The following is a 21394-nucleotide window of genomic DNA, read 5'->3' on the forward strand; positions in this document are numbered from 1 at the left end:
GACTTCTGGCCTTCCTATTCCTGCCCTCTGGCCACTTCGAAGAACTCTTCCGGCCCATCCACTTCGACCAATCGTTTCCGGTCGATCAGCCAGAAGCGATTGCCGACCGAACGCACGAAGCTGCGATCATGCGAAACGAGAAGGCAGCTTGCCTCGTTTGCCGTCAGCTCGCCCTCCAGCGCCTCCTGCCCATCGATATCCAGATGGTTGGTCGGCTCGTCCAGCAGGTAGAAATTGGGATTGGTCAGCCGCAGCACCAGCATGGCAAGCCGCGCCTTCTGCCCGCCGGACAGACGGCCGATCTCCTTGCCCTGCATGTCGATGTTGATGCCGACACCGACCAGCAGCGTGCGGGCACGCTGCTCGCCCAACTCGAACAGGCGAGTGACCATGCCGAGCGGCGTGTCCTTCTGGCCGAGATTCGAGAGCGCCTGATCGCTATAGCCGAGCACAAGAGACGGCGTCGGCTTGATCGCACCGCCGCTCGATGGATCGGCAATGGCCTTGCGGATCATTTCAACGAACCGCGTCTTGCCCGCGCCATTCTGTCCAAGCAGCACGATGCGATCGCCCTGGCAAATCCACTGCTGGCCCGTCTTGAACAGCAGTGTGCCGTCAGGCGTCGTCACCGAGGCATCCTCGAGCGTCAAAAGCACCTTGGCGTGGATGCCGCGATTGGCGAGCTTGATGGAGCCGGAAGAGCGCTCACGATAGCCCGGCCTCGCGCTGTCCTCCAGCTTCTCGGCCCGCGCCTTCAGCTGTTTCGTCTTCACGGTCAGAAGATCGCTGCCGGAATTGACGCCGAGATTGTAGAGCTTGGCCGCCTGCTTGCGCAGCTGCTGTGCCGTCTTCATCTCCTTCTGGTAGCGACGCTCGTCCGACGCATCGACCTCATCTAGCGCCGCCCTCGCCAGGCTATACGGCAAAGCATAGGTCTGTGACTGGTCCTGGCGCAAAAACAAAGTCCGATTGCAGACCGCATCGAGGAAGGCGCGATCGTGGCTGGCGATGATGACGGGCACGTCTCGTGGCAAGGCATTCAGCCAATCTTCCAGCAACGCGATCTTGTCGAGATCGAGATGGTTGGTCGGCTCATCGAGCAGCAATACGTCCGGCTCAGTGACCCAAACGCGAGCAAGCATGGCAAGCCGCTGCCAGCCGCCGCTGAGCTGGGCAAGCGTCCTCTCCCGCATCGCCGCAGGTACATCAAGCGAGTCGAGGGTGACATCGACGCGCCAGCTTTCGCTTTCCACCTGTTCTTTCGGCAAGGCTTGAAGGACAGCATCATAGAAGGAAACAGCAAGTAAGCTCGCCGGCACGTTCTGCTCGACATAGCCGACACGCAAGCCGCGGGCACGGGTGATATCGCCCATCGTCGGCTCCAGCCTGCCGGCCAGGCAGTTGAGCAACGTCGTTTTCCCGCGCCCGTTCGCGGCGACGATGCCGATGCGATCACCCGCATCCACAGTGATGTTGAGGTTAGAAAACAGCGGCGCACTCATCGTGACGCCCAGATTGCGGAGATTGATCAGAGTCATGGTCTTTTCCGGTCTCGATCGAGCATCCCGAGACATCGCCGGCGGCTCCTTTTGCCGCGTTACGCCGATGTCGATAGCCACTAGCAGGCCAATGCTCGAAAACATGTCATGACGCGGCCGCGCAGATGCAGAGGCTCACGTCGCCCAAGGGGGCAGACCAGAAGGAATGAGTGAGTAACAGCCTCTGATCAGCCCTGCAAACGCATCTGCAGGGCACGAGTCGGACCGAACTGGCGAATATGCCAGACTATCTTGGTCATATGGTCCTCCTCTCTTTTCTCTCGACGGGTTGAAGACTGTGGGCGTCAAATAGCATCGAAGCCTGCGATTTACAATTGCGCAATTTTCCCGATGCCACGCAAGAGGGCAAAAAAGAGGGCGATGCCGACGCACCGCCCGAGTTTGCTGCATCGATGAGGTGGCTTAGAACCGCTGGGTCAGCGTCAGCTTGAAGGTCCGGCCAGGCTCGGAATAATAGGATGCGGGTTGGGTCAGCGTGCCGCTGTAGGACGGCGCGTTCAGCGCATCGTAGTAGGTCTTGTTGAAGATGTTGTAGACGCCGCCGCGAATGCTGAGGCCCTTCACCTGTTCCGGCTCCCACCAGGCGGTCAGATCGAAGATGCCGTAGGCGGGGGTCTGCAGGGTATCGCCCGTCTTCTTCGCCTCGCGAGCCGCGGTGATGAAGGTCAGGTCCGTACCCCAGACTTCCGTGGCGTAGCCAACCGTGAAGGCCGCCTTTGCCGGAGCAACCGAGTTGATCCACTGGTCCGTATCGGAATCCTTGCCGTTCACGTAGGCAAGCGCGCCCTTGACGTGGATGCCGTTGTCGAACTTCTTATGCGCGTTGACCTCGACGCCGAACATGCGGACGTTGGCACGGTTGAAGTATTCGGTGATCCCGAGCGGATAAGTGCCTGTGGGATCGCGATAGTTCAGCGTATCGATGAAGTTCTTGTACTTGTTGTAGAAGGCGCCGACATGGCCGCCGAAATCGTCGTCGCCGAGATTGGTGCCGATTTCGATGCCGTTGCTCGTTTCGGGCTTCAGGTTAGGATTGCCATAGCTGACATAGCCGCCAGGGACGCCGTAGTTCACGTAGAGTTCGCTGACGTTAGGCGCACGGAAGGCCATCGCCCACTGTGCATAGATCTCGACATTGTCCTGCGGCTGATAGGAGGCGCGCAGCTTCGGCGAGATACGGCTGTCGGACTGGCCTGACGGCAGACCATTGTAGTTGGCGCTATCGCGATAGGCGGCCGTGTTCTTCGGAGAATAGTCATACCAGTCAAAGCGCAGGCCCGGCGTCAGGTAGAAGTTGCTGGAGCCCAGCTCGATCTTGTCGTCGATAAAGGCGCCGACGCGCTTGCCGTCGACATCGGGCATATCGGACTGGTTGGTGTGCAGGAACGCACACGTGGCGCGCCAACGCGGGTTGCTGCAGCTATCCTTACCGGCCGAATACTGATGAACCTTGTCGAAGGCGACATCGAGACCGAACGTGACCTGGTGATGCAGGCTGCCAGTGTCGAAAGACTTCGATGCGTTGCCGCTAAAGCCGATGCTGCGGTCTTCCATTTCGTTAAGGCGTGAATAGTCGCCGATAACGGACGTGTAGCGGTAGCCTGAGGTACCGGTTTCGCGCACCAGGTTCTGCCAGTAGAAAACGGCATTGGCCGTATCAAGCAGCGAATCGGCGCTATCGGCTTCATACTTGTAATCGAGCGAAACGCGATTGCGCTCGATATTGTCTGTCCCATTGTAATTGCCGGGCCGGAAGTTTCCGGTCGGGCTCTGCAGGGTCATCAGGTCAGTGTCTTTATCCTTGTTGTAGTGCTCGGCCGTAATGCCGAAGGTGCCGACGTCAGTGTATTGGCGGATCTTGAAGAGGCCGCTCTTCTGATTGTAATCGGCCGGGTTCGCCTCGGTACGCTTGGTCGAATAGCCGCCGACGTCACCATTGTTCTCAAGCTCGTGACCGTGCGTGTAGCCGCCCTGGAAGAGAACGGCGGTGTTGTCGATGCGCTTGGCGACGGCTGCGGCACCGCCGATGCTCCGGTCATCACCATTATAGCCGAACTTGAAGACGCCACCCCAGGTGGAGCCGGGAGTGATCAGATCTTCCGGTTCCAGCGTGCGCAGCACGAAGGCTCCACCGAGGGCGCCCGAACCGGCGCGGCTCGAATCGGCACCGCGCACGACGTCGGCGCTAGAAAGCGCATTGAAATCGAAGCTGTTGATGCCGCCGTCGGATTCACGAGATGCATCGAGAAGGAAAGGGATCTGGATACCGTCGACCGTCGTCAGCACGCGGCTGTCGCCGAGACCGCGAATGTTGACGCCGCCGGTGGTGCGGTTGAAGCCGACGCCGACCTCGGTGCTGCGGCCGAGATCCTCGATGCGCGTGATCTGCTTTTCGTCGATTTCCTTGGCCGTCGTTTCGCTGGCGGTCGGGGAGTCGGCAAGCACATCCTTGCTTGCCTTGCCTTTGCCCTTCACGACAATCGGTTTCAGATTGGTGACGCGATCGCCCTTGGCGGCATCGCTCGTCGCCTCTTCATTCTGAGCTGCGGTCTGCGCAAAAGATGTCGTGGCCAGCCCAAGGGCCAGAAACGCCGTGCATGCCAAGAGGACCGAGCGTGAGCGCCGGACAACCATAACCATTCCTTTCGAATTGCTTCACCGGGCTGGCTGGTTGCTGCGTCGAAAGCAGGCAAGGGGCTGGCTAGGTTAGTTTTGTTAACGGACGGGAAACATTCCGCCTTCTTTCTGCCGCATAAAAAACATGAGTATTATTGTCAATATATAGGGCACCCATAATCATGAATAAAATTGTCATCTTTTAAGACAAGAGACGAACGTTGCTGAATTGCAACGAAATGACAGCCTCGCGCGTTCTATTGGCATCATCATTAGAATTGGCTGAATTACTTGATGCTGTTTAGAATCGTTTCATTAGCTTCTGTCGCCATCTTTCTCATGGCCGCCTCTCTCCCGCAAACCGGGCCGATACCAGAACAAAAACCGGACAAGGAACAAGTCGAGCCGGATGGCAAAGCACCGATTCCGGCAGAAAAACCCGCTGCATCACCGGACAAAACTATTGTTCCAACGGAAAAGCCAACAGCTCAACCGGAAGACAAGCCGGCGCCGCAGGCGGAAGAGGAGACAAGCGGCCAACGGATGCAAGGCCCTCCCCGTCCGCCTCTGACCATCGCTTCCGAACCGGACAGCGAGCACCAGGCCTGTCTGAAGGAGCTGACCGCCATCGGAGCAACCTTCAACGAGATCGCCCGCATCGACGACGGCAATGGCTGCGGCATCGACAAGCCGATTACGCTGAGCTCCCCATTGCCGGGAATAGAGTTCAAGCCGGAAGGGAAAATGCGCTGCGAAGCCGCTCTCGCCCTAGCCCAATGGGTGAAGGAAAGTGTCATCCCCTCCGCCGCCGCCCTGGACAATGGCAAGATCGTCACCATCAACCAGGCCTCGACCTATGTCTGCCGGCTGCGCAACAATGCCTCCACCGGCAAGATTTCCGAACATGCCCGCGGCAATGCCATCGATGTCGCAAGCTTCACCTTCGAAAACGGCAAGACCATTGCAATCGAACCCCGGCGCGAAGATCCGACGCTGACGGGCGCATTCCAGAGGGCGGCGAGTGCCTCGGCCTGCCTTTATTTCACAACCGTTCTCGACCCCGAGAGTGACGCCGCGCACGAAACCCATTTCCATCTCGATGTCATCGCAAGGAATGGCGGCTTCCGCTACTGTCACTAGCAACGCATCGCTGGTGTCATCGCACGCCGATCAAGCTCCGAGCGCCGCATTCGAAAACCAGAGATCGCGATAGACCGCAACAGCCGTCTCATCCGGTTCGCGGTCGCGCGTCAGCCAGATCGACTGGATCGAGCGAGCCTCGCCGCCATTTGGCGTTCTCGTGGATTGTGCTCGATCGGACGCGCCGATGCAGGGAATGAAATAGGCCGGCATCAAGGCACGGGCGCTGAAACCCTGCTCCTTGCGCGAGATCAGGACGGCGAGCCCGACCTTGTCGTTTGCCTGCCAGGGCAGAATGATCCGGCCTTCCGCCCGCAATGCCTGAAGCCATGACACCGGCGGCGCGACGGCACCGGCATTCACATAGATCAGATCGGTCTCCGGCAGCTCCAGCGCCGTCGCATCGGCGCAGATGACAGAAACATTCTCGAACGACGAGAGATTATCACGCGTGCGCTCGGCCAGCGCCTCGTCGATCTCGACGGCATGGACGTGGCCGCCGGGCGTGACAAGCGTCGACAGGATCGCGGTGTAGTATCCCGTTCCCGTACCAATGTGCACAACGGTCTCGCCGGGCTTGGCAGCCACGGCACCCAGGAAAGCGGCATGGAGAAAGGGCTCGCCGTTGTTGATGCCCTTGGATTTGTCCAGAGCGACCAGAACATTCTGGTAGAGATAGATGGGATCGTCGCTTGGCGTCCGCAGATAGCCCCTGTTCACACGGATATGCCAGGGTCCCGGCCCCATGAAGGCCTCGCGCCGAATGAGATGGAATGCCTGCTCCAGCCGCTCATCGGACGAATTGGTGGCCGCCATCATCATCTGGGCGTGAAAGGACCGTATTTCGTCCAGGCTGGCGCGATTGTCTGCCGTCACGATCTGCCTCCATCCCGGCATGCGTCGGTGGTCATCCGCTACAGATTTGTTTCGAAACTCGACAGCGTCAATGGGCGAAATATCGCAATGCCGGCAGACAACGAAAATCACTCGCCAACATTTACGTCGGCGAAAGCCAGCGGCCGCAAGGAGGTGCGTTGAATCAGATTCTGAACTTAAAACAGTCCCTCGATGTATCCCTGATCATTGAGGAAAATCCTCTCGGCTGCCGGCGATTTCGGCAGGCCCGGCATGGTCATGATCTCGCCGGTAATGACGACGACGAAGCCGGCCCCTGCCGAAAGCCGCACCTCGCGAATGGGCACGATGTGGCCCTCGGGCGCGCCACGGACATTCGGATCGGTCGAAAAGGAATATTGCGTCTTCGCCATGCAGACGGGCAGATGTCCGTAGCCCTGGTCCTCCCAGGATCTGAGCTGATCGCGCACGGACTTGTCGGCCGTGACCTCGCCTGCGTGGTAGATCTTCGAGGCAACGATCTCGATCTTCTCCAGCAGCGGCAGATTGTCCGGATAGAGCGGCTGGAACTTTGCCTGGCCGGATTCGGCAAGCTCCACCACCTTGTGCGCGAGGTCGACGATACCAGCCGAGCCCTCCGCCCAGTGACGGCAGAGGATCGCCTCGGCGCCAAGGCGTGCCACATAATTCTTCAGCGCCTCGATTTCGGCTTCCGTGTCCGAAACGAAATGATTGATGGCGACCACGACAGGCACGCCGAACTTGCGGACATTGGCGACGTGCCGGCCGAGATTGGCGCAACCCTTGACCAGAGCCTCGACATTCTCCTTGCCGAGATCGTCCTTCTTGACGCCACCATTCATCTTCAAGGCCCGCACGGTCGCGACGATGACGGCAGCATCCGGCGAGAGTCCTGCCTTGCGGCATTTGATGTCAAAGAACTTCTCCGCACCGAGATCGGCGCCGAAGCCTGCTTCCGTCACCACGTAATCGGCAAGCTTGAGAGCGGTGCGCGTCGCGATTACTGAGTTACAGCCATGGGCGATATTGGCGAAGGGGCCGCCATGCACCAGCGCCGGATTGTTCTCCAGTGTCTGCACGAGGTTCGGCTGCATCGCATCCTTCAGGAGCACGGCCATGGCACCGTCAGCCTTCAGATCGCGGGCATAAACCGGCGTGCGGTCGCGGCGATAGCCGATGATGATATTACCGAGCCGCTTTTCCAGATCCGTGAGATCGGACGACAGACAGAGGATCGCCATCACCTCCGAGGCGACAGTGATGTCGAAGCCGCCTTCGCGCGGAAAGCCATTCGAAACACCGCCGAGCGACGACACAATATCGCGTAGCGCCCTGTCGTTCATGTCCATCGCGCGGCGCCAGCTGATGCGCCTGATGTCGATATTCTGCTCGTTACCCCAGTAGATATGATTGTCGATCAGCGCTGCGAGCAGATTATGGGCCGACGTGATCGCATGGAAATCGCCGGTGAAGTGGAGGTTGATGTCCTCCATCGGAATGACTTGCGCGTAGCCGCCGCCGGCCGCCCCGCCCTTCACGCCGAAGCAGGGACCGAGCGACGCCTCGCGCACACAAACCACCGCCTTCTTGCCGATCCGGTTCAGGCCGTCGCCGAGGCCGACCGTCGTGGTGGTCTTGCCCTCGCCCGCCGGCGTCGGATTGATCGCCGTGACGAGGATCAGCTTACCATCCTTCTTGCCGGCCTGCGCCGCAATGAACTGGGCACCAATCTTCGCCTTGTCGTAGCCGTAAGGTGCGAGATCTTCCGCAGGAATACCGAGCTTTGCGCCGATCTCCATAATCGGCAGCTTCTTTGCCGCGCGCGCAATCTCTATATCGGATGCCACGATCGTCGCCATAAGTCTCGCCCCCAAACATACGGTCATTTCCCTGTCGGGATAAACCAATATGTATCGGGTGTGAATAGTGGCAAAGCACTCTCCCTGCCGAAACGTAACGCCTTGTCTCAAGACGGCAGCATGCCTATTTTCGGCATCCGATGAAAACAGAGAAGGAAAGAAAAAGATATGAAGTCCCTGGAATTGCTGGTCGAGCGCATCATCCTCTCCAGTCGCTGGCTCCTGGTGATCTTCTATCTCGGCCTTGCCGCCTCGCTCGCCGTCTACGCCGTTTCGTTTGCCTATAAGTTCTACAAGGTTGCGATCAACGTTTTTGTATATGACGAAGCTGACATGATCCTCGCCATTCTCGGTCTCATCGACGCCGCGCTGGTGGCAAGCCTGATTGTCATGGTGATGATTTCGGGCTACGAGAATTTCGTCAGCCGCTTCGACGAAGCCGAAAATGGAGGCGAGGTTTCCTTCATCGGCAAGCTCGATTCAGGCAGCCTCAAGATCAAGGTCGCCTCCTCGATCGTCGCGATTTCCTCGATCCACCTGCTGCAGATCTTCCTCAACGCCACTCAATACGACAACGCCAAGCTGATGTGGTTCACGATCATCCATCTGGCCTTCGTCATCTCGGCGCTGCTCCTGGGCTTCCTGGAGAAAATCATGGCAAAAGCCAAAGCCAAGGATAGCTGAGGCCGAACCGGCAGCTACTTGCCGGCCATTGCCGATGCGCTGGTCATCGGCGTATCGGTCGTCGGCGGGGTCGGCGCGACACAATCGGAAATCGATTGATTTTCCTTGCAGTTGCGAGCCGAGACCAGGGCATCGGCATCGGCAAGCTCCGTCGTCAGCTTCAGCCTCAACGCATCCATCTGCGAAATCAGATGAATGCCGTTCGGGTCGGTTCCAAGCATCAGATCGACAAGTCCCCGGTCTATGCCCATCTTGTCGAGGAAGCTGACCAGCCTGGCTCTTTGCGCCTTGTCGAGCTTCGTCGTATCGTATTTGCCGACGAATTTGCGGCCGATCTCCTTCTTGGAGATGACCTTGCGCTTGCCGTCCACCATCTCATATTCGGTGCGGTACTGGACGCGCACCTCGCTGTAGGTCGTGGTGATCTGATGAACGCCCAGGAGCGCAAAGGGGCTGGAAACACGCTGAACGCCGCCTGCAAAAAACAACGGGCAGGCCGAAAAGCAGATTGCGCCATAGGAAAACGGCTGACCTGTGATCGAGCCGTCCTTGGCAAAGGCTGCCGAGCAGATCGGCTCGGCATAGGGACATGCCCGCGAGCGGGTGCGACCGATTGCGATCGAAAGCTTCTGCTTGCGAATGATGCGAGCCATCTCCATCGCCGCCTTGACATCGCCGCCTGGCGAGCTGACGACGATCGGCAATTTGCGATTGCCGACCTGCTTCAGGATTTTCTGCAACTTCCTCGGCGTATCCGCCATGATCTGCCCTTCGGCGGAGATCCAGTCCGGACAGGAGTTATCGGCTCGGCACTGACCCATCTCGCCGTGAACGAGCAAAAACCGCATCGGCGTACCACCGGCGACGCCAGCCGCCTCGGCAAGCGCAGGCGAAACAAGCAGAAGCGAAACGCTGGTGACGAACCACAACAGCGTTTGACAGCAGCGCGCCGCAAGCTGCGGGAAGAAGCGAGAATTCATGAGCCATACGCCTGCAAGCGATTACTTTGGCAAGACCGATAGCAACCGCTTTGGGCCTTCGCAAGGCGCGCCGACGCGGCAACGCATCATTTGATGAAACTCCTGACTGCTTGCACGCATCCAAAAACTGGCGACAAGAAAATGGCCGCCGTCGGATCTCAGGAACATGCGATGGAACCGAACTGATGTTCGTTATAAACCGTTAATCCTAACGCTAGGCGTGAGACAGTTTTGGATCAAGTCCTGCCCCTCCGACGCCCCGGACCACCCGGTCCAAAATGCATATTCAGACCTCATTTTGATCTCGCAAATGCACCTCCGCCAGGCTGCTCCTTAACTGCCGAGAGCGACGCAAAATATATGATTCCGTCGAAATTAGGCCAGTGGAAACGCTATTTTTACGATTAATGACCATTTTGGGCGAAGATTTGTGTAATTTTACATGTCCGAATATTAAAATATATGAAAATGAAATTATTTCTGGTCCTGTGGTATTTTTGCGTCTAGCATTCACTCATAAATCCGGTATTTGATAACGATAACACGCTGTGGGCGCTTCAACTCATATGTCCTATATCATTACTGCCGAGAGACAATTGCTGCTTTCTGCCGAGTTGGCTGCTGCTCGGACACAAGCGGCCTTTGCACTGGCCCTGGAACGAACGGGGTCAGCTTTTGGCTTCAGCCATATGGCTCTCATGAACGCCCCGGTTCCCGACGACACGATGATGACGCCGTTGCTCATCGAAGGGACAGTGCCAGCCCAGTTCGTACGCGAATTCGATCGCCACCAGCTCGTTCGCCGCTGTCCAATGCTATTGCGCACACGCGATTCGGTGATGCCGCGCTCCTGGCATCTGCTGGAAAAAGATGTCGAACCCGACGCCGATCTGCCACGCGAACTACGCGCGCTCCTGATCAACTACAATTGCCCGATGAGCGTCATCATTCCGGTCAATGCTCCGGATGGTCAACGCCTCGTCTTCTGGTTCATGGGCAATCGCAACAGTCTCGGCCAGAGTGAGATCAACGAGCTCACTCTGATCATGCTGCAGGCGCTCGATGCTTATAATTGCCTCAAGCGAAACGATAGTGCCGCGCCACACTCGCTTTCGGCACGTGAGCTGGAAGTGGTTCGCTGGACCGCTCAAGGGAAGACTTCGGTGGAGATCGGTCAGATCCTCACCCTCTCCGACCACACGGTCAATGCCTATATGATGAACGCGATCAAGAAGCTCGATTGCGTCAACCGCACGCAGCTCGTCGCAAAAGCCATCCGCCTGAAGCTGATCAGCTAAGCGAGCCCTCATTCAAGCGATCTCCAGACTGAGCCCAAAGACCGGGCTCAGCGTCGATGCGTGCCTCTCGCGCCGGGATGGGCAGACGATCTACCCTTGTTTAGCGACCGCCCAGAACCGTGCGGATTTCCACAAGGCTCGAACGTACCCGCAGAATATGAAAGCCCATGGTCGCGAGATGGCTCGGCATGAAGGAGCTGTCTTCCGGCCCATTGGAAATGATGAAGGGCTGAATGCGCAAGGCCGTCTGCAATTGCGTCGTGACGTCAGCCCAAAGCGTGCCGACATTGCGCTCGGCGATCACCTGCTGGAAATCCGAGCGAGCTGCGGTCAGAATGCCGTAGCTCGCGTAGAGCTGACCATAGGCGAACCAGAAACGATCGTCGGCCCGCATGTCCAGCCAGCCATAGCTGTGATCCCCGGCACGCTTCGCCAATATGTCTGCCGTGCTGCCGAGATCGTTGGCAATATGGTCGACGAACTGCAGAAGATTGTCGGCGCGCCCGTCGAAAATCGCCTTGCAGTTACCAAGGTCGCTATTGAAACTGCGCAGATTGGTCATTGCGGCACGATAATAGCTCGGGCTCGGCGTCTTCGGTCCGAAGGGATGCAGGCCGAAATACCAGCTCGACTCGTCGAACTGCAGGTTGCCCCGCGCCTTCTGCAAGTCGCCGTTTATCCCGGAGGTCCCACGCACACGGCCGAGCGTATCCACCAGCTCCGCCGAGGTGCGGCGAACCACGGAGTTGATGCCGCGCTGAAACGAAGCCTTGTTGTCAAGGAAAGGCGTGTCATCCCAAGATATGCCGAAGAAGCCGAGCTTGTAGAGCAGCATCGACGAGATCCAGGCATTTTGGTTGACGTTGAAGTCGATCAGGTCAGTGGCAACATCGACGACAGCCGAGGTTTGGCAGGTCTTGGGCGCTGTCGCGGCCGCCTGCTGGCCATCGGTTGCAGGCAACTCCTGCCCGGCGGAATATTTGCGCTCGGAGAATTTGTAGACGTCCGGATAGGCCGGATTGAACCCGGTCCAGACCTGCGTTTGCCAAACGAAATAGATATAAAGCAGCGCCATCAGCGTCACGAAGGCGGCGACCGGCAGCTTGATCAGCCAGTTGCGCTGCCGATACCAGCCATGCGCGGCAAGAAATGGCCAGCTAAGCCCAACGAAAACCAATCCCAGCCATCGCACGATTGCGGCCCAGATCCGCTTGAAGAACGCCGTGATCGAGTCAAGCATGGACACGCCTCCTAAACCGTACCGCGCATCCCGCCGACACGCTAAGGACGCACCACACCAAACATGCGCAATGGACGTCGCGAAAATCGCCGCGGTCCTCGGATCATTAAGTCCTTATCGCCATTCACGTTCCAGCAAATATGTGTTCTTGGGAAAAACAACAACCGTCCGCATGGAATTTTCAGTGCCGGGCGGCAATCAACCCTCAGGTTGCGCCTCTTCCGTCACCCCGCGCAAGTCCGTGGCCACCGGTAACAGATGCGGCTCCAGTCGTCTTTTGAAGACGGCATCGACATGAGCCTTGCGCGCGGCGAGATCATGCCCCGCCAGCACATTTGCCTCGAACGCCTGGATCAGGCTCTCAACGGCTGCCGTTCGCGAAACCGTGGTCGATGCTGGCTCCGCTTCTATCGCCAACGCCTTGAGCAAGGCGATCCGCTGCTCGATATCGATGGTCAGCTTGGCGGCCATGGCGCCAATGGCGGCGATCTGCCCATTCAGAGCAACCGCCAGGCCTTCATAAATGTCTATGAGGCGCTGTCGCACCGTCCGGCGGGATTGAAGCTCCTGTTCTTGCCGCCGAATATCATCCTGCTCCGCCAGCAGAGCACGATAATCAGCCTCGAGTTCGGACTGCAGATCGGCATGACGCGAGGATGGGCGGTTGCGCCGCTGATACATGAGCCTTTCCGCCAGGCCATCGGCCCGGCGCTGCATTTCCTCTATATCGAAATCGAGTTTCCGCCGACGTTCGATCACGCCTTCGAGTTGAAGTTCGCAGTCATGAAAGCATCGGGAGAATACGGGCTTTGCCTGCTTGAAAAGAAGATCGAGTTCGGCTGATGCAGCCAGGACCGCATCGAGATCGGCGATGATAGCCTCTGGTTTCATGGGTCCCCGCGCCAGTGTCCGGCTGAGCAGGCTGGCATTTTCAAGACCGACCTTCTCATTGAACAATCGCCGATGCTGCAGATCCGCCTCCTCGGTCGCGCGATCCAGCTCCTTGACCAGCGACAGGGCGACTGATTTCCAGCGGTCGAGGAGTTCGACCGCTTCGCGGACAGAGGCTTCTTCGACGGAAAAATTGACGACTTCGATGCGCTCGCCGCCCCTGGCATGGCCAGCGAGCGTCGCCACGGCCGAATTCGCGTCGTTCATGGCGTCATCAAGCGTCGTTCGCGCCTTATCGAGCATGCCATCGAAGGAATGAGGCCTGACCATGAAAGCATTCCCTCCCCTACCTTGGACGCGAGACTAGCCGCTTCCTGAGGCGAAGGAAATGCTCGAAAACTATTGGGCGGCGGCAGGATTCTTCAAATAGGCGATAAGATTGTCGAGGTCCCTGTCACTTTTCAGACCTGGGAACGACATCCGGGTGCCTTTGACGAGGAATTGCGGCGCCGGCAGATATTTCCGCAGCAGCGCTTCATCCCAGACCTTGCCATCCGCCCCGAATGCCTTCATCGCCGGCGAATAGGCATAATCCGGCTTGCTTGCGACGGGTCGTCCGACAACCCCCATCAACGAGGGGCCGACGCGATTGTCTGGCCCGGTCGCCGTGTGACAGGCACCGCATTTCTTGAAAACGACGGCACCTGCAATCGCATCGCCATCCGCAAGCACGGAAGAGGTCGAGGCAAGCAAGACGGCCATCGACATCAGACATAGCAATTTCATCATCCCACCCGGTCAGCTCGATCTCGAGAGATGACCATATGCTGAAAAGAGCCAGCAGCGCTATCGAAAGCCCGCGGGCCGCGCTTCACTCGCAGGTGATCGCCTCTTCCCAATGGCGACGGCAAAGCGAGACATATTTGTCGCTGCCGCCGATCTCGATTTGTGCCCCTTCGTGAACAACCTTGCCAGCGGCATCCAGGCGCACGACCATCGTCGCCTTGCGCCCGCAATGGCAAATGGTGCGCACCTCACGCAATTCGTCGGCGATGGTCAGCAGCTCCTGCGACCCCGGAAACAAGCGCCCATGGAAATCCGTGCGCAGCCCGTAGGTCATGACCGGAAGGCCGAGGCGATCAACGACATGGGCAAGCTGCCAGACCTGCTCGCGTGTCAGAAATTGCGCCTCGTCAACGAAGACGCAGGCAAGCGGCTCGCTCGCATGCATTTCATCGACCATCGCATAGAGATCATCGCTGGTTTCGAAGGGCAAGGCATCCATCGTCAGGCCGATGCGCGAGGCGATCGTGCCACGCCCGGCGCGATCGTCCAGCGCCGCGATGAAGGCTGCGGTGCGCATGCCGCGCTCCTGATAATTATAGGCAGCCTGCAACAGCATCGTCGATTTGCCGGCATTCATCGTCGAATAATGGAAGTAGAGCTTGGCCATGACATTCTCCTTGAATGCTTCATGGGTGCTGCGCGGCGATAAGGAAAGATCGTCTCAGCGAAAACCACAGGATTCCGGCGTACCTCGCCCAAGGGCAAAAGCCTTGGCCATCGGCGGACAGAAAAAGACGGGCGTCGCATTCAGCCCCCTCAAACCGCCGCAAATACACTGTGGTCGCTTGAAAATGTCAGTTATTGATGGTTGCTTGGGAACGTTAGACTGGGAGTCACGCAATGATAAAAATGACCCTTACTGCATTCGCTTTCGCCTCAACTCTCTCCGCACTGACATTGGGCGCCACCACGGCCTCCGCAGCAGAACCGGCAAGCTGTAGCACGATACATTTTGCCGATGTTGGCTGGACCGATATCACCTCGACCACCGCAACCGCCTCCATTCTCCTGAAGGCGCTTGGCTACGACACAGATGTCAAGGTACTCGCCGTGCCGGTGACCTATCAGTCGCTGAAGAACAAGGACATCGATGTCTTCCTCGGCAACTGGATGCCCTCCATGGCCGAAAACATCAAACCTTTCGCTGCGGACAAATCGGTCGAGACCGTCCGCGCCAATCTGGAAGGCGCCAAGTATACGCTGGCGACCAACCAAAAGGGCGCAGATCTCGGCATCAAGGACTTCAAGGATATCGCCACCCATAAGGACGATCTCGACGGCAAGATCTACGGCATCGAGCCGGGCAATGATGGCAATCGTCTAGTGATCGACATGGTCGACAAGAATACCTTTGGCCTCAAGGGCTTCGAGGTGGTCGAATCCTCCGAACAAGGCATGCTCGCGCAGGTCGCCCGCGCCGACAAGGAAGGCAAGCCGATCGTCTTCCTCGGCTGGGCTCCGCACCCGATGAACAACACCTACAAGATGACCTATCTCACCGGCGGCGACGACGTGTTCGGACCGAACTTCGGTGGTGCGACCGTCTACACCAACGTCCGGGCCGGCTATCTGCAGGAATGCCCGAACGTCGGCGCCTTCGTCAAGAATCTCGTCTTCTCGCTGCCGATGGAAAACGAAATCATGGGCAAGATCCTGAATGACGGCAAGGATCCGGAAGTCGCAGCGACGGAATGGCTGAAGGCCAACCCGGCAGCAATCACGCCGTGGCTCGCCGGTGTCGCTACCAAGGATGGCGGTGACGGCCTGGCGGCGGTCAAGGCCAAGCTCGGCCTGTAACACGAGGACGGATGGAGGGGCGGCCAAACCGCCCCTTTCTCTTCCTTGAACGGACTGCTTGCTTTCGCGTCCCGCCATCGACCCGGACAATGATCCGTGTGGCGTGACAGACCGTTATTCTTCGGCGGCACCTCCGGCAGCATATGTAACAATCGGAAACGCCGCCCCCAATCGTGGGCAAAGACGTGAACTGGTTAACCGATTACCGCATCCCCATCGGGCCATGGGCCAAAGCCGTCGTCGACTGGCTGACGAGCAATGTCACATGGTTCTTCGACGGCCTTTCCTTCGTTGTCGCGCACGGAATCAACGGACTGCTGTTCCTCTTGCAGGCACCGCATCCGCTGATCGTCGTCGTTGTCTTCACGGCAATCGCCTACTGGATGCGCCGGAGCGTGACGATCACCGTCCTCACCTTGATCGGCCTGCTGATCACCATCAACCAGGGCTACTGGAAAGAAACGACCGAGACGCTGGCGCTGGTGTTGGCCTCTACCTTCGTGTGCATGCTGGTGGGCGTCCCTCTCGGCATCGCGGCAGCCCGACGCCCTTGGCTTTATGCCATCATGCGGCCGATCCTCGATCTGATGCAAACCATCCCGACCTTCGTTTATCTCGTGCCGGCGATGATCCTGCTCGGCCTTGGCATGGTCCCGGGCCTGGTCGCCACCGTCGTCTTTGCCCTTCCCGCACCAATCCGCATGACGCGCCTCGGCATCATCTCTACTCCCCCTTCACTGGTGGAAGCGGCCGAATCCTTCGGCGCGACGCCACGCCAGGTTCTGCGCAAGGTCGAGCTTCCCTTTGCGACGCCACAGATCATGGCCGGCTTGACGCAGACGATCATGCTGTCGCTCTCGATGGTCTCGATCGCCGCTCTCGTCGGCGCTCCCGGTCTCGGTGTGCCTGTTCTGCGCGCACTGAATAGCGTCAACGTCGCCAAGAGCTTCGATTCCGGCGCCTGTATCGTCATTCTGGCGATCATTCTCGACCGTATGTTCCGCGCGCCCGGCGAAGGAGACCGCTCATGACCGTCGCCGTCGATTTCAAAAACGTCAGCATCATTTTTGGCGATCGTCCCGATGCCGCACTGAAACTCGTAGACGAAGGCAAGTCGCGCGACGATATTGGCAAATCGACGGGCATGGTGCTCGGCGTCGCAAATGCCTCGCTACAAATCGAGGAAGGCGAAATCCTGGTGCTCATGGGCCTGTCCGGCTCCGGCAAATCAACGCTGCTGCGCGCCGTCAACGGCCTTGCGCCCGTCGTACGCGGCAATGTGGTCGTCAACACCAACAACGGTCCCGTCAGCCCCTATTCCTGCAGCCCCAAGGCGCTGCGCGATCTGCGCATGCATACCGTCTCGATGGTCTTCCAGCAGTTCGCGCTTCTGCCCTGGCGCACGGTTGCCGACAATGTCGGCTTCGGGCTTGAGCTTGCCGGCATGCCGGACGCCGAGCGTAAGAAGCGGGTCGACGAGCAGCTTCAGCTCGTCAACCTCACGCAATGGGCCAATCGCAAGGTCAACGAGCTTTCGGGCGGCATGCAGCAGCGCGTCGGCCTTGCGCGCGCTTTTGCGACCGGAGCGCCGATCCTGCTCATGGACGAGCCGTTCTCCGCCCTCGACCCGCTGATCCGCACCCGCCTGCAGGACGAGCTTCTGGAGTTCCAGCGTCGCCTGAAGCGGACGATCCTCTTCGTCAGCCACGATCTGGACGAGGCTTTCCGCATCGGCAACCGCATCGCCATCATGGAAAGCGGCCACATCATCCAGTGCGGAACGCCACAGGAGATCGTCAAGAATCCGGCAGACCAATATGTGGCCGACTTCGTACAGCACATGAACCCGATCAGCATGCTGACGGCACGGGACGTCATGCAGCAAGGTGTCGGACATTCGGCCAATGCCGGTTCCGTCACCGCCACGGCAACCGCCGCGACACCGCTTGTCGATATTCTTGACGCTCTGACACGCCAGCCGGGTAATATCGGCGTTGTTGACAATGGCACGATTATCGGAACGATCTCGGCGCAAGACGTGGTATCGGGCCTGACCAGCCATCGGCGAAGGGAGTAGTCGTTCGCAACTGCTCCGCAATTCATGGAGCAGCGAATGAACGATAAACCATCGGTGATCAGGGAAACGGATGGGGATGCGCGCATTCAGGCGCGCAACCTCATGAACAAAGCCGCACATGCGGCTTTGGCCGTCATAGACCCCGAAACCGGCTTTCCCTCCGTCAGCCGCGTCCTGGTCGCCATGGATGCCGACGGCGCTCCGGTCATTCTGGTCTCCGGTCTCTCCTCACATACCAAGGCTTTGATGAAGGACAGCCGTGCTTCGACGCTCTTTGGCGATCCGGGCAAGGGCGACCCTCTCGCTCATCCGCGACTGACCTTGCGCTGCAGCGCGGAGCGCATCGATCGGCAAAGTCAAGCTCACGATCGCATTCGAACGCTCTTTCTGGATCGTCACCCGAAATCCAAGCTCTATATCGACTTCCCGGATTTCTGCTTCTTCCGCCTCGTTCCGCTCGATGCCAGCCTGAACGGAGGCTTCGGAAGGGCTTATATCTTGTCCTCAGAAGACCTGAGGATGCTTTAAACCGAAACCAAAATCCGGCTGCAATAAAATCATACAATAGTGCGAGAATTAGTAGGTCGACAGCCTGACGTAGAAACGGCCAATATAGGCAGGTTGCAAATCCGCTGTGACCAAAATTGGCATATTTGCGGCTCCGAAACGATAAGAATCGACCTATTTTGGTCTAATTAAGCCCCCGGATGGGACGTTGGGGACCTTCACGTTATCGCCGATGCGTCATACGTACATACCTAAAACAGCATACTCGATACCTTAAATTTAGGTATATACAATCTTCGACCCCTCTTGGTATTGTTAGATATCGGTTAGGGCCGGGTTGGAAATAGCACAGTTTCTGATGTACGCTCCGCATTGGGAAGATTAACAGATGAAGACAAGAGATTTGGCCGAACACTCTAATGTTGCGGCAGCATTATTATCAGCAATGGCGAACCCGAAGCGTCTTTTGATCCTTTGCAGTCTTGTTAAGGGTGAAGTTCCTGTTGGCGTTCTTGCCAATCAGGTCGGACTGAGCCAATCAGCGCTTTCGCAGCATCTTTCGAAGCTTCGCGCTCAGAAGCTGGTCAAGACGCGTCGTGACGCTCAAACGATTTACTACTCCAGCACATCGGAATCCGTGATCCGTGTTCTCGAAACGCTGGAAGACATTTATTGCGAGCCGGAAAAAAGTAGATCGGCTGCTTAAGAGCCTTAAATAGCTCAAGGCCTGTCGACAGACGATCCGTGGGGGACACTTTAGACCCTGAAAGATCGACTTGCTTTCATTACCAGGTGTTTTACTGCTTTAACTGGCAAATCTTCGGATTTGCCAGTTTTTTCATGTCCAGACGAGCCCATGGCCCGCCTGCCGACACGTCCTCGCCCAGTGCGTGAATACGCAACAATCCAATCCCTGCCGGACCGCTTGCCTCCCTTCTCCGACCCCATCTTTGCCTTGACGCCAATAGGTCGGCTGATAATTTGACCAAGCAGTAAATATAATCGCGCGGCGCGCCGCCGCGGTCGGGAAATGAGCCCCCGAATGGCCATTGGAGAACAGCATGTCGGACCGTTTGAATGCCACCCCTAACGATTTGCGCGCCTTCTGGATGCCGTTTACGGCCAACCGCCAATTCAAGAAGGAACCGCGCCTCTTCGTCAGCGCCAAGGATATGTACTACACCACCCATGACGGCCGGCAGGTACTGGACGGAACTGCGGGCCTGTGGTGCGTCAACGCCGGGCACTGCCGCCCGAAGATTACCGAAGCGATCGGCCAGCAGGCAGGTGAGCTCGACTATGCTCCCGCCTTTCAGCTCGGCCACCCGAAGGCTTTCGAGCTGGCGAACCGCCTGGTGGATATTGCCCCTGAGGGGCTCGACCACGTTCTTTACACGAATTCCGGCTCGGAATCGGTTGAGACGGCTCTGAAGATTGCGCTTGCCTACCATCGCGTAAAGGGTAACGGCTCGCGCTTCCGTCTCATCGGCCGCGAGCGCGGCTATCACGGCGTCAACTTCGGCGGCATTTCCGTCGGCGGCATCGTCACGAACCGCAAGATGTTCGGCACGCTGCTGACGGGCGTCGATCACATGCCGCATACGCATCTTCCCGGCAAGAATGCCTTCACGCGCGGCGAGCCCGAGCATGGCGGCGATATCGCCAGCGAGCTGGAGCGTATCGTCACGCTGCATGACGCCTCGACCATCGCTGCCGTCATCGTCGAGCCGGTTGCCGGCTCCACCGGCGTCCTCATCCCGCCGAAGGGCTACCTGCAGAAGCTGCGTGAAATCTGCACCAAGCACGGCATCCTGTTGATCTTCGATGAAGTCATCACCGGCTTCGGCCGCCTCGGAACCCCCTTTGCTGCCCAGTATTACGACGTCAAGCCGGACATGATCACCACGGCCAAGGGCCTGACCAACGGCGTCATCCCGATGGGTGCGGTTTTCGTCACCTCGGAAATCCATGACGCCTTCATGCAGGGACCCGAGCACATGATCGAGTTCTTCCACGGCTATACCTATTCCGGCAATCCGATCGCGTCAGCTGCGGCGCTTGCGACGCTCGACACCTACAAGGAAGAAGGCCTGCTCACCCGCGCAGCCGAGCTTTCCGACTACTGGGCCGACGCTCTGCACTCCCTGAAAGACTGCCCGAACGTCATCGACATCAGAAACACCGGCCTGATTGGCGCCATCGAGCTCGACCCGATCGCCGGCGAACCCACCAAGCGCGCCTTCACCGCCTTCCTGAAAGCCTACGAGAAAGGCCTGCTGATCCGCACCACCGGCGACATCATCGCCCTTTCGCCGCCGCTGATCATCGAAAAGCACCATATCGACGAGCTGTTCGGCAAGCTTCGCGAGATCTTGCAGAATAATATCTGAGGCTCATATCGCAGCACCTCGCCTTAATAAGGCAAAGTGTATCGGTGAATTCGAGGGCGTCCCCTCTCCCCGCCTGCGGGGAGAGGGTTAGGGTGAGGGGCTTTTCCCAACGGACCATGAGATGCGCGGCCCAGAACCTAAAACAACAAATCGCGCACGCAGCCTTCGGCAAGCGGATAATGATGCCGAAGCAAAACTTTGGACGGAACTTCGTAGCCGACGACTGAATGGTTTCAAATTCGTTCGGCAGTTTCCGATCGGTCCCTATTTTGCCGATTTTGCCTGCCGTGAGCGAACCTTGGTCATCGAGATTGATGGTAGCCAACATGCAAATAGTAAGCGCGACGCCATTCGCGATGAATTCATGACTACAGAGGGCTGGTCTGTCGCGCGCTTCTGGAATGTTGATGTGCTTAGAGCCATGCCATCCGTTCTCGAAACCATCGTGGCCATCTGCGAAGGCAGATTGACAGAAGCCGTAGCGGCTCGTGACTTCAAGTTTCTTCCGACCGTGCCTCTGAAATAGCCCCTCACCCCGGCCCTCTCCCCGCAAGCGGGGAGAGGGGGTTCTATCGAATGCTCGAAACACAGCTCTATCAACACATTCGGGCAGATCCCCTCTCCTCGTAGAACG

At 58.3% G+C, this 21394-nt stretch carries 19 protein-coding genes; 10 read left to right on the top strand and 9 right to left on the bottom strand.

From position 1 onward, the window contains the following. Nucleotides 1-14 precede the first annotated feature (14 nt). Nucleotides 15-1538 carry an ABC-F family ATP-binding cassette domain-containing protein gene (locus AC13Q5_RS08420; protein ID WP_488501411.1) on the bottom strand — a complete coding sequence of 508 codons (1524 nt, stop codon included), beginning with the start codon at nt 1536-1538 and terminating at the stop codon, nt 15-17. Between the two features lie 423 nt (nt 1539-1961). Continuing rightward, nucleotides 1962-4193, bottom strand: a complete 2232-nt coding sequence (locus AC13Q5_RS08425; protein WP_488501412.1) for a TonB-dependent hemoglobin/transferrin/lactoferrin family receptor — start codon at nt 4191-4193, stop codon at nt 1962-1964. 276 nt (nt 4194-4469) lie between these two features. Here AC13Q5_RS08425 and AC13Q5_RS08430 point away from each other — a divergent pair, with 276 nt between their 5' ends. After that, complete coding sequence (locus AC13Q5_RS08430; RefSeq protein WP_488501413.1) at nt 4470-5315, top strand: extensin-like domain-containing protein; 846 nt, start codon at nt 4470-4472, stop codon at nt 5313-5315. A gap of 30 nt (nt 5316-5345) precedes the next feature. On the opposite strand, the gene AC13Q5_RS08435 is transcribed toward AC13Q5_RS08430, so the two are convergent. Together AC13Q5_RS08435 and AC13Q5_RS08440 are read right to left on the bottom strand one after the other, a co-directional pair. Continuing rightward, the gene (locus AC13Q5_RS08435) at nt 5346-6191 is read right to left on the bottom strand and encodes a protein-L-isoaspartate O-methyltransferase family protein (RefSeq protein WP_488501414.1); all 846 of its coding nucleotides are present in this window, start codon (nt 6189-6191) and stop codon (nt 5346-5348) included. A 176-nt stretch (nt 6192-6367) separates the two neighbouring features. Then, nucleotides 6368-8050: a formate--tetrahydrofolate ligase gene (locus tag AC13Q5_RS08440; protein ID WP_488501415.1), complete on the bottom strand. Its 1683-nt coding sequence runs from the start codon at nt 8048-8050 to the stop codon at nt 6368-6370. A gap of 168 nt (nt 8051-8218) precedes the next feature. Here AC13Q5_RS08440 and AC13Q5_RS08445 point away from each other — a divergent pair, with 168 nt between their 5' ends. After that, nucleotides 8219-8734, top strand: coding sequence for a TIGR00645 family protein (locus AC13Q5_RS08445; RefSeq protein ID WP_075851135.1), 516 nt, complete (start codon nt 8219-8221; stop codon nt 8732-8734). A gap of 14 nt (nt 8735-8748) precedes the next feature. Here AC13Q5_RS08445 and AC13Q5_RS08450 read toward each other — a convergent pair whose 3' ends face one another. Next, nucleotides 8749-9714 carry a COG3904 family protein gene (locus tag AC13Q5_RS08450; RefSeq protein WP_488501416.1) on the bottom strand — a complete coding sequence of 322 codons (966 nt, stop codon included), beginning with the start codon at nt 9712-9714 and terminating at the stop codon, nt 8749-8751. A 566-nt stretch (nt 9715-10280) separates the two neighbouring features. Here AC13Q5_RS08450 and AC13Q5_RS08455 point away from each other — a divergent pair. After that, nucleotides 10281-11012 (top strand): helix-turn-helix transcriptional regulator, encoded by a 732-nt coding sequence (locus tag AC13Q5_RS08455; RefSeq protein WP_075851137.1) that lies wholly within the window; start codon nt 10281-10283, stop codon nt 11010-11012. Between the two features lie 100 nt (nt 11013-11112). Here AC13Q5_RS08455 and AC13Q5_RS08460 read toward each other — a convergent pair whose 3' ends face one another. The 4 genes from AC13Q5_RS08460 to AC13Q5_RS08475 all read right to left on the bottom strand — a co-directional run bounded on the left by AC13Q5_RS08460 (nt 11113) and on the right by AC13Q5_RS08475 (nt 14596). Further along, complete coding sequence (locus AC13Q5_RS08460) at nt 11113-12252, bottom strand: DUF2333 family protein (RefSeq protein ID WP_457881726.1); 1140 nt, start codon at nt 12250-12252, stop codon at nt 11113-11115. 198 nt (nt 12253-12450) lie between these two features. Next, nucleotides 12451-13473 carry a hypothetical protein gene (locus AC13Q5_RS08465; RefSeq protein ID WP_488501417.1) on the bottom strand — a complete coding sequence of 341 codons (1023 nt, stop codon included), beginning with the start codon at nt 13471-13473 and terminating at the stop codon, nt 12451-12453. A gap of 69 nt (nt 13474-13542) precedes the next feature. Then, nucleotides 13543-13929, bottom strand: a complete 387-nt coding sequence (locus tag AC13Q5_RS08470) for a c-type cytochrome (RefSeq protein ID WP_488501418.1) — start codon at nt 13927-13929, stop codon at nt 13543-13545. Nucleotides 13930-14014: 85 nt separating this feature from the next. Next, nucleotides 14015-14596 carry a thymidine kinase gene (locus AC13Q5_RS08475; protein WP_457881732.1) on the bottom strand — a complete coding sequence of 194 codons (582 nt, stop codon included), beginning with the start codon at nt 14594-14596 and terminating at the stop codon, nt 14015-14017. Between the two features lie 242 nt (nt 14597-14838). Between AC13Q5_RS08475 and AC13Q5_RS08480 the strand changes: the two genes are divergently transcribed. From AC13Q5_RS08480 to AC13Q5_RS08510, 7 genes are all read left to right on the top strand, one after another. Beyond that, complete coding sequence (locus AC13Q5_RS08480) at nt 14839-15786, top strand: choline ABC transporter substrate-binding protein (protein WP_425298667.1); 948 nt, start codon at nt 14839-14841, stop codon at nt 15784-15786. Between the two features lie 185 nt (nt 15787-15971). Continuing rightward, nucleotides 15972-16817, top strand: coding sequence for a choline ABC transporter permease subunit (choW, locus tag AC13Q5_RS08485; protein WP_075851871.1), 846 nt, complete (start codon nt 15972-15974; stop codon nt 16815-16817). Continuing rightward, nucleotides 16814-17863, top strand: a complete 1050-nt coding sequence (gene choV / locus AC13Q5_RS08490; protein ID WP_488501419.1) for a choline ABC transporter ATP-binding protein — start codon at nt 16814-16816, stop codon at nt 17861-17863. The genes choW and choV overlap by 4 nt, the downstream gene beginning before the upstream one ends. A gap of 36 nt (nt 17864-17899) precedes the next feature. After that, complete coding sequence (locus AC13Q5_RS08495) at nt 17900-18391, top strand: HugZ family pyridoxamine 5'-phosphate oxidase (RefSeq protein ID WP_075851143.1); 492 nt, start codon at nt 17900-17902, stop codon at nt 18389-18391. Between the two features lie 367 nt (nt 18392-18758). Then, nucleotides 18759-19076, top strand: coding sequence for an ArsR/SmtB family transcription factor (locus AC13Q5_RS08500; RefSeq protein ID WP_015340680.1), 318 nt, complete (start codon nt 18759-18761; stop codon nt 19074-19076). A gap of 355 nt (nt 19077-19431) precedes the next feature. Continuing rightward, entirely contained in the window at nt 19432-20760 is a 1329-nt protein-coding gene (gene aptA, locus AC13Q5_RS08505) for an omega-aminotransferase AptA (protein ID WP_075851144.1), read from the top strand. A 121-nt stretch (nt 20761-20881) separates the two neighbouring features. Next, nucleotides 20882-21286, top strand: coding sequence for an endonuclease domain-containing protein (locus AC13Q5_RS08510; RefSeq protein WP_075851145.1), 405 nt, complete (start codon nt 20882-20884; stop codon nt 21284-21286). The last annotated feature ends 108 nt before the right edge of the window (nt 21287-21394 follow it).

Source organism: Martinezella sp. CNPSo 3964, from assembly GCF_057784375.1.